Raw genomic sequence first — 8,903 nt, 5'->3', positions numbered from 1 at the left:
GCATCCGACTGGATGGCACCCAGTACCATACAAGCACGGTCGTTGTCGGACAGGAATTTGCTGGTGGCAGTGGCCAGCGCCTGAGCGAAGTCATCAAAGCTGACCTTGCCTTCGGGGGTGTTGATGCCGTCTTTAGGCACATAAATAGCCTGGGTAGTGGTGCACATCTGGCCGGAATAGAGGCTCAGGGTGAAGGCCAGGTTGCGAGTCACGGCTTTCAGGTCAGACACACTGTCCACAATAATCGAGTTAACCCCGGCTTTTTCGGTAAACACCCGCGCCTGACGAGCATTGTCTTCCAGCCAGTTGCCAAAGGCACTGGAGCCAGTGAAGTCGATGACTTTTACTTTTGGGTTCAGCGCCAGCTCTTTGGTAACCGGTTCTGCCACGGTATCCGGCACCAGACTGACCAACGCAGGATTTAAACCCGCTTCTTTCAGCACTTCACGCGCCACTTTTACAGTCAGCGCAGCTGGCAGGATGGAGGTTGGGTGAGGTTTAACTATCACGGGGTTGCCGGTAACAAGACTGGCAAACAAACCGGGGTAGGTATTCCAGGTTGGGAAGGTGGAACAGCCCACCACCAGTGCCACACCACGCGGTACGATGTGGAATTGTTTGTCCATCACCAGTGGATCCATCTTGCCCTGGGGTTTGTTCCAGCGAGCCGTTTCAGGAATGCCTTTCATGGCATCCCAACCGTAGGCGACAGCTTCCAAAGCACGATCCTGTGCATGAGGTGCACCGGCCTGGAAAGCCATCATAAAACCCTGACCACTGGTGTGCATCACGGTATGTGCCATCAGTGGGCTGAGTTCGTTCAGGCGATGCAGGATTTCCATACACACACCTACACGGCCTTTGGCACCTACATCCCGCCACTGTGGTAACGCGGCATGCATTTCATCCACCAGCGCGTTCATGTCGGGCTGGTCATAACTGATGCCCAGATCAAAACCGTAAGGAGAACGTTCACCGGTGATTTTTTTCACGCCGGTGACGCCTTCAAGGGCAAAGTGGCTATCACAAAGCGCTTTAAAATCTGCTGGAGCGGATTTCACCGCTTCTTCGTTGTATTTTTTCAGATTTTCGGAATAGGGAGACCAGTATTCACGGGTGTGGATTGCATCAACCGCACGGTTGAGCAGTTCCTGATGACGTTCAAACAATACAACAGGTGTTAAAGCTGACATGGTAAGACTCCTGAGAGGTGTGTCTGTAAAATTTTAAGACAGACAGATTTTAGGACAGGCAGTCGCTTACCGCGCCAACATGGCAACAACAATTTAGATCAAGACGGGCTTTTTGTATCATATTGACCGCACAAAGCAAAGCAAACAGGCTGTTTTCTGTGCTTTTAAGTCCGGCTTCCGTGACTGATCCGTCAGCACTTTCTTTATAAAAATCTATATTTTATTGTTTTTTCAACCACTTGCAGCAACAACCCGCCACCACCCGACAAAAGCGATACACAAATCAGAAATTATTTTCTTGATGAGTGTCAAATTTTGGATATACTCATTTGCAGCAATTCGCCCGAGCCAACATGGTTCACAATTAAGACAAGACAAAAACGGCGCAACTGCTGTACAGGTCGTGAAAACGACCGGCATAACCGCAAACAGTAGATAAATAACAAACATAACAACGGGTTAATTATGCCAAACAACCTGCTCATCCAAGGGCCGGAGAAGGGTGTCCGTCTGTTCACTCTGAATCGCCCGGAAGCCCTGAATGCCCTGAATACTGCACTGCTGGGCGAGCTGTCTGCCGCACTTGATGATGCAGAAGCTGATCCAGCAACACGTGCTGTGGTCATTACTGGCAGTGAAAAAGCCTTTGCCGCAGGTGCAGACATCAACGAGATGGCTGCGCGTGATCTGGTTGGCATCCTCGAAGACCCCCGTCAGGCGCACTGGCAACGCATTACCCGTTTTCCCAAACCCATTATTGCGGCCATCAATGGTTTTGCCCTCGGCGGTGGCTGTGAATTGGCAATGCATGCTGACATTCTGATTGCCGGTGAAAACGCCCGCTTTGGTCAGCCAGAAATCAACCTTGGCATTATGCCCGGTGCCGGTGGCACTCAGCGTTTGTGCCGCGCCGTGGGTTCATCCCTTGCCATGCAACTGGTGCTGACCGGTGAACAGATCAATGCTGAACGCGCTCTGCAAGCCGGTTTGATCAGCGAAATCTGCCCCACCGAACTGACCGTGGAACGTGCCATCAAAATTGCTGAAATCATTGCCACCAAGGCACCGTTGGCCGTGCGCCTTGCCAAAGAAGCCGTGCACAAGGCTGAGGATACCGATCTGGCGACCGGCCTGCGTTTTGAACGCCATGCCTTCACCCTGCTGGCTGGCACAGCGGATCGCGCCGAAGGGCTAAAAGCCTTTCAGGAAAAACGCAAACCGCAGTTCAAAGGCTGCTGATTCCAACCGAACAATCAACTTTAACAGGACAATTTTTTATGTCTCAGCCCAGTATTCTGCTTGAAATTGATCAGGGTGTAGCCCTGCTGACTCTGAACCGCCCGGACAGTCTGAACAGCTTTAACACTGAAATGCACGATCAGATGCGTGCTGCACTAGGTCAGGTTCGCAAGGATGCCAGTGTCCGTGTGCTGGTGATCACTGGTTCTGGTCGTGGTTTCTGTGCCGGTCAGGATCTTTCTGATCGCAACGTGGCACCCGGTGCTGAAGTTCCGGATCTGGGTGAATCGATTGAAAAACGCTACAACCCGATGATCCGTACCCTGCGTGATTTACCGCTACCCGTGATCTGCGCCGTGAATGGTGTGGCCGCTGGTGCCGGTGCCAACATTGCGCTGGCCTGTGATATTACCCTGGCCGCTCGTTCCGCCAGTTTTATTCAGGCCTTCTGTAAAATCGGTCTGATTCCGGATTCCGGTGGCACCTGGACCCTGCCACGTCTGGCCGGTATGGCGCGTGCCAAAGGCATGGCGCTGCTGGGTGACAAGATCAGTGCGGAACAGGCCGAAAGCTGGGGCATGATCTGGCGTTGTGTCGACAACGAACAGCTGATGGATGAAACCATGAAACTGGCACGCCATCTGGCGACCCAGCCCACCAAAGGACTGGCACTGATCAAACGCGCCCTGCATGCCAGCGCCAGCAACTCCTTTGATGAACAACTGGATCTGGAGCGTGACCTGCAGCGTCTGGCCGGTCGCACCGAAGACTACCGCGAAGGGGTTGCTGCCTTTATGGAAAAACGCCAACCCAACTTCAAGGGGCAATAACATGCAAGCACTGGATACTTCCGTCAAGGTTGCCGTGATAGGTGCCGGTGCCATGGGCTCCGGCATTGCTCAGGTGGCAGCTCAGGCCGGGCATGTGGTGTACCTGCAGGATCAGCGTGAAGGTGCAGCTGCCGCAGGCAAGGCCGGTGTGGCAAAAACCCTGCAAAAGCGGGTGGATAACGGCAAGATGCAACAAGGTGATCTGGATACCCTGCTGCAACGCATCCAGCCGGTGGATCAACTCGAACAGCTGGCCGATGCCGGGCTGGTGATTGAAGCCATTGTTGAAAACCTCGACATCAAGCGTCAGCTGTTTGCGCGACTGGAAGACCTGTGTGGTGAACAAGTCATCCTGGCCACCAACACCTCCTCCATTTCCGTCACTTCACTGGGCGCACAACTGAAACGCCCCGAGCGGCTGCTGGGCATGCACTTCTTCAACCCGGCACCCCTGATGGCACTGGTGGAAGTCATTCTGGGACTGGCCACCGACAAACAACTGGCAGAAGTGATTCACGCCACCGCCGCCGCCTGGGGCAAAAAACCGGTGTTTGCCACCTCCACCCCCGGTTTTATCGTCAACCGCGTGGCACGTCCTTTTTATGCCGAAAGCCTGCGCCTGATGCAGGAACAGGCTGCCGACCCGGCCACCCTGGATGCCCTGCTGCGTGAAGCAGGCAACTTCCGCATGGGTCCGTTTGAACTGATGGACCTGATCGGCCATGACGTCAACTACGCCGTCACCAACTCGGTATTTGATGCCTACTACGGCGACTTTCGTTTCCAGCCCTCGCTGATCCAGAAAGCACTGGTCGAAGCCGGACGCCTTGGCCGCAAAACCGGACAGGGTTTTTACAGCTATGCCGAAGGTGCCACCCGCCCGGAAGCGGCCACCCTGCCGCCCGCTCAGGCCAGCGACCAGCAGGTCATCATTGAAGGTGAACTCGGCGCTGCTGCCGGTCTCATCCCACGTTTTGCTGCTGCCGGATTAGAAGTCATCCAGCGTGATGGTGCCGGACTCATCCGCTACGGTGATGCCACCCTGGCACTCACCGATGGCCGCATGGCGACCGAACGCACCGTCAGTGATGGCCTGCAGCAACTGGTGCTGTTCGACCTGGCCTTTGATTACAGCAAAGCCACCCGAATTGCCATAAGCGCCGCCAGCCAGACCACCGACAGCGCCCTGCAGGATGCCGTTGCCCTGCTGCAAAAAGCCGGATTGGCTGTCAGCCAACTCAGCGACGCACCCGGCCTTGCCGTCATGCGCACCCTGGCCATGCTCACCAATGAAGCTGCCGATGCAGTTCTGCAAGGAGTTGCCAGTGCATCCGACGTGGATCTTGCCATGTGTGCAGGCGTTAACTACCCACAAGGCCCATTAAGCTGGAGCCAGCGCCTCGGCTCCGGTGTTATCTGGCGCGTATTACAAAACCTGCAAACCAGCTACGGCGAAGACCGCTACCGGCCATCCCTGCTACTGCGCCAACAGGCGTTTGCTGATGGTGCCAACTATTGATCGTGACACGCAGAAGCCAGGAACAGATTCGAGCGAAGTAAAGGAGGAGCCGCAGGCGGGGGACATGAGTGAGAGCTGTTCCTTGTCACGGCAAGAACCTCATTAAAAAGAACACGAACCAAGAGAACAATAAAATATGACCCAACTCAGCCCGCAACAACTGGCCGAAGCCTGTGCCGAATCCATGTTTTCCCGCGATCAGGCCAGCCAGCAACTCGGCATGAAAATTCTGTCCGTCAACCCCGGCAAAGCCGTGCTGACCATGACCGTGGATAACCGCATGATCCAAGGACACGGTGCCTGCCACGGCGGTTACCTCTTCACCCTGGCCGACTCTGCCTTTGCTTTTGCCTGCAACACCTACGACCTGGCAACAGTGGCCTCCGGTTGCAGCATTGAATACGTTGCACCCGCCAAAGAAGGTGATCAGCTCACCGCTACCGCCGAAGAACGTAGCCGTGGCAGCCGCACCGGTGTGTACGACATCACCATCACCAATCAGGACGGACAGACCGTCGCCCTGTTCCGTGGCAAGTCTTATCAAGTACGCGGCAGTGTTCGCCGCCTGGAGGAAAATGCATGAGCCAGAACACCACCCTGCAGGATGCCTACATTGTTGATGCCATCCGCACACCGATTGGCCGTTACGGCGGTGCCCTGTCTGCCGTTCGCGCTGATGATCTGGGTGCCATTCCGATCAAGGCACTGATGGCGCGCCACCGGGATCTGGACTGGAGCCAAGTGGATGATGTGCTGTACGGCTGCGCCAACCAAGCCGGTGAAGACAACCGCGATGTCGCACGCATGTCTGCCCTGCTGGCAGGACTGCCGATTGATGTGCCCGGTGGCACCATCAACCGCCTGTGTGGTTCCGGTATGGATGCCGTGGGTACTGCTGCTCGTGCACTGCGTACCGGTGAAGCCCGCCTGCTGCTGGCCGGTGGCGTGGAATCCATGTCCCGCGCACCCTTTGTGATGGGCAAGGCCGACACCGCATTCAGCCGTCAGGCCGAAATTTTTGATACCACCATCGGCTGGCGTTTTATCAACCCGCTGATGAAAAAACAATACGGCGTGGATTCCATGCCGGAAACTGCCGAAAACGTTGCAGAAGACTTCAACATCTCCCGCGAAGATCAGGATGCTTTTGCCCTGCGCAGCCAGCAACGTACCGCTGCGGCCCAGGCCAGCGGTCGACTGGCACAGGAAATCACCCCGGTGGTGATTCCCCGTCGCAAACAGGAAGCACTGGTGGTCGACACTGACGAACACCCGCGCATGACCAGTCTGGAAGCCCTGGCCAAATTGCCAACACCTTTCCGTGAAGGGGGCAGTGTCACCCCCGGCAATGCCTCTGGTGTGAATGACGGTGCCTGCGCCCTGCTGATGGCTAACCAAGCGGGCATTGAAGCTTTTGGCCTGAAAGCACGCGCCCGTGTAGTCGCCATGGCAACCGCTGGTGTAGAACCGCGCATTATGGGCATCGGACCGGCACCCGCCACTCGCAAGGTGCTCAAAGTGGCAGGATTGACCCTGGACGACATGGATGTAATCGAACTCAACGAAGCCTTTGCTGCTCAGGCACTGGCGGTACTGCGTGATCTGGGACTACCGGATGATGCCGCACAGGTAAACCCCAACGGTGGCGCCATTGCGCTGGGTCATCCACTGGGCATGAGTGGTGCCCGCTTAATCACCACCGCCTTGCATGAGCTGGAAAAACGCCACGCCGAAGGCCAGCGCAGCCGTTACGCCCTCTGCACCATGTGTATTGGTGTGGGGCAGGGCATCGCCCTGATTATTGAGCGGGTATAACTAGAAACAAACCGATAAAAATAATAGGAAGACCAACATGACCCTGCCCCTGCAAAAACTCGGCAAGCTCGATCCTCTCGAAACCGCCAGTCTTGATGAACTGCGTCAGGTGCAGCTGCAGCGCCTGCGCTGGAGCCTGAGCCACGCTTATACCAATGTGCCTTTTTATCGCAAGGCGTTTGATGACAAGGGAATTCACCCTCTGGACATCAATAGCCTGAGTGACCTCGCCAAGGTGCCATTTACCACCAAAGCTGACCTGCGCGACAATTACCCCTACGGCATGTTTGCCACACCCATGCGGGATGTGGTGCGTATTCATGCCTCCAGTGGCACTACGGGTAAACCCACAGTGGTTGGTTACACCCAAAATGACATTAATACCTGGGCAGATGTGGTGGCACGCTCCATCCGTGCAGCTGGTGGCCATGCCGGTGACAAGGTGCATGTGGCTTATGGTTATGGCCTGTTCACTGGTGGTCTGGGTGCGCATTATGGTGCTGAGCGTCTGGGTTGTACCGTGATTCCCATGTCCGGCGGCCAGACCGAAAAACAGGTGCAGTTGATCAAGGATTTTGAGCCGGACATCATTATGGTGACACCGTCTTATATGCTGAACATTGCTGATGAAATGGAACGCCAGGGCATCGACCCCCACAAACTGCCACTGCGTATTGGTATTTTTGGTGCTGAACCCTGGACCGACTCAATGCGTAAGGAGCTTGAAGAACGCTTGGGTATTCAGGCACTGGATATCTATGGCCTGTCTGAAGTGATGGGGCCAGGTGTTGGTCAGGAATGTGCTGAAACCAAAGATGGCCCGACCATCTGGGAAGACCACTTCTACCCGGAAATCATTGATCCCGTTACGGGTGAGGTATTACCGGATGGTGAATACGGTGAGCTGGTATTTACTTCACTGACCAAAGAAGCCCTGCCGATTCTGCGTTACCGTACCCGTGACCTGACCCGTCTGTTGCCAGGTACTGCCCGTCCCATGCGCCGTATCGACAAAATCACCGGTCGCAGTGATGACATGCTGATCATCCGGGGTGTGAATGTGTTCCCAACCCAGATTGAAGAGCAGATCCTTAAAATGGCACAACTTTCTCCACATTACGAGATAGAAGTGTATCGTGATGGCAATCTTGACTGCATGGATGTACGGGTGGAGTTAAAACCGGAAGCCGGTTCATCCGATGCCGCTGCGCGCCAGCAGATCATCAAGGAGCTGCAGCATCACATCAAGTCTTACATAGGTATCAGCACCCGTATAGAGGTCTGTGATCCTGCACGTCTGGCGCGCTCAGAAGGCAAAGCTAAGCGAGTGTTCGACAAGCGTAAATAACTAGCTTAATCATCCTTTTTGCAACCCTTTTGCCCTGCTTTTGCAGGGCTTTTTTTGCTCTGGATCAGGCTTTTTTCTTGATCCATGTCAAAGAATCAAGTGATACGCAAAGTTCGCTGTTGCTTGTTTTTTGCGTGTCATATACAAATACACCATGGCTTCAGAAGCCATAATTAACACGCAATAACCACTCACAAAAACAACAAAGCAACGAGGTCACAAGAGATGGCTAAAAACGAGCAACTCGCCAAGACAATGGAATTCCCACCGGCCACTGAACAGCCGAACGTTTACCCCCTGTCCTGGCGCTCCCAGACAGACAAGATGGAAGAAGTATGGGATGCTGCCCAGCGCGAAAACTGGGATCCCAAACACCTGCCATGGGACACCCTGGATGTTGATTCTTACAGCTGGGAAGAGCGTGAAGCCATTGCTTACTGGTGGACACTGCTGTCGGTTTTTGATGCTTCTGCACCACCTGTGTTTGCTGAAGCCTTCATCAAAACCTATGAAGTTCACGAAGAAGATGCCGTTCGCCGTTGTTTCTTCTCTGTTACTCGCGATGAGCAGAACCACGAACAGATGTGTGGTCTGGCCATTACCAAATTCCTGCAGCACCCTGATCCGCTGACCTACGAGCCAAAAACCGAGCTCGGCAAGCGTCTGCAGAAAAACGCCAAGTGGCTGTATTATAACGGTGGCCGCTACTGGAGTGGTTACAAAAAGGCGGTGCCAAAATACTCTCTGGCAGTGCTGTTCAGCTCCTTCCTGATGGGTGAAATTGCTGCAGCCACTATCTTTAAACAAATGCACGAAAACAGCCGTGAGCTGGTGTTCAAAGAAGCCTTCAAGAACATCGGTCGTGACGAAGGTCGTCACATGGCAATTTGTATGGCACTGATGGAACGCGACTACCCCGGCATGCCGGAAGAAGATCGTGCACTGGTCACCAAACAAAT

The 8,903-nt window shown here is 54.7% G+C and carries 8 protein-coding genes; 7 read left to right on the top strand and 1 reads right to left on the bottom strand.

Annotation, left to right across the window (positions count from 1 at the left end; all coding sequences use genetic code 11):
• On the bottom strand, window positions 1-1,193 hold a 1,193-nt coding region (gene paaN, locus IBX50_RS14205), incomplete at its 3' end, for a phenylacetic acid degradation protein PaaN (RefSeq protein ID WP_292256906.1).
• 465 nt (window positions 1,194-1,658) lie between these two features.
• Here paaN and paaF point away from each other — a divergent pair.
• The 7 genes from paaF to IBX50_RS14170 all read left to right on the top strand — a co-directional run.
• Window positions 1,659-2,432 (top strand): 2,3-dehydroadipyl-CoA hydratase PaaF, encoded by a 774-nt coding sequence (gene paaF, locus IBX50_RS14200; RefSeq protein WP_292256904.1) that lies wholly within the window; start codon window positions 1,659-1,661, stop codon window positions 2,430-2,432.
• 38 nt (window positions 2,433-2,470) lie between these two features.
• Window positions 2,471-3,262 (top strand): 2-(1,2-epoxy-1,2-dihydrophenyl)acetyl-CoA isomerase PaaG, encoded by a 792-nt coding sequence (gene paaG, locus IBX50_RS14195; protein WP_292256901.1) that lies wholly within the window; start codon window positions 2,471-2,473, stop codon window positions 3,260-3,262.
• 1 nt (window position 3,263) lies between these two features.
• A complete protein-coding gene (paaH, locus tag IBX50_RS14190; RefSeq protein WP_292256899.1) occupies window positions 3,264-4,781 on the top strand; it encodes a 3-hydroxyacyl-CoA dehydrogenase PaaH in 1,518 nt (505 codons plus the stop codon).
• 136 nt (window positions 4,782-4,917) lie between these two features.
• On the top strand, window positions 4,918-5,364 hold the full coding sequence (gene paaI, locus IBX50_RS14185) for a hydroxyphenylacetyl-CoA thioesterase PaaI (protein ID WP_292256897.1): 447 nt from the start codon (window positions 4,918-4,920) through the stop codon (window positions 5,362-5,364).
• A gap of 14 nt (window positions 5,365-5,378) precedes the next feature.
• Window positions 5,379-6,596, top strand: coding sequence for a 3-oxoadipyl-CoA thiolase (gene pcaF / locus IBX50_RS14180; protein ID WP_292256908.1), 1,218 nt, complete (start codon window positions 5,379-5,381; stop codon window positions 6,594-6,596).
• A gap of 37 nt (window positions 6,597-6,633) precedes the next feature.
• Window positions 6,634-7,944 (top strand): phenylacetate--CoA ligase PaaK, encoded by a 1,311-nt coding sequence (gene paaK / locus IBX50_RS14175; protein ID WP_292256895.1) that lies wholly within the window; start codon window positions 6,634-6,636, stop codon window positions 7,942-7,944.
• A gap of 225 nt (window positions 7,945-8,169) precedes the next feature.
• Window positions 8,170-8,903: hypothetical protein (locus IBX50_RS14170; protein WP_292256893.1), on the top strand; the 734-nt coding region annotated here is incomplete at its 3' end.

Source organism: Marinospirillum sp. (assembly GCF_014859565.1).
This window is presented reverse-complemented; position numbering and strand designations above follow the sequence as displayed.

Excerpts from the sequence above, each read along its gene's own strand:
- paaF (WP_292256904.1), top strand. The coding sequence starts at position 1,659 with ATGCCAAACAACCTGCTCATCCAAGGGCCGGAGAAGGGTGTCCGTCTG.
- paaG (WP_292256901.1), top strand. The coding sequence starts at position 2,471 with ATGTCTCAGCCCAGTATTCTGCTTGAAATTGATCAGGGTGTAGCCCTG.
- paaH (WP_292256899.1), top strand. The coding sequence starts at position 3,264 with ATGCAAGCACTGGATACTTCCGTCAAGGTTGCCGTGATAGGTGCCGGT.
- paaI (WP_292256897.1), top strand. The coding sequence starts at position 4,918 with ATGACCCAACTCAGCCCGCAACAACTGGCCGAAGCCTGTGCCGAATCC.
- paaK (WP_292256895.1), top strand. The coding sequence starts at position 6,634 with ATGACCCTGCCCCTGCAAAAACTCGGCAAGCTCGATCCTCTCGAAACC.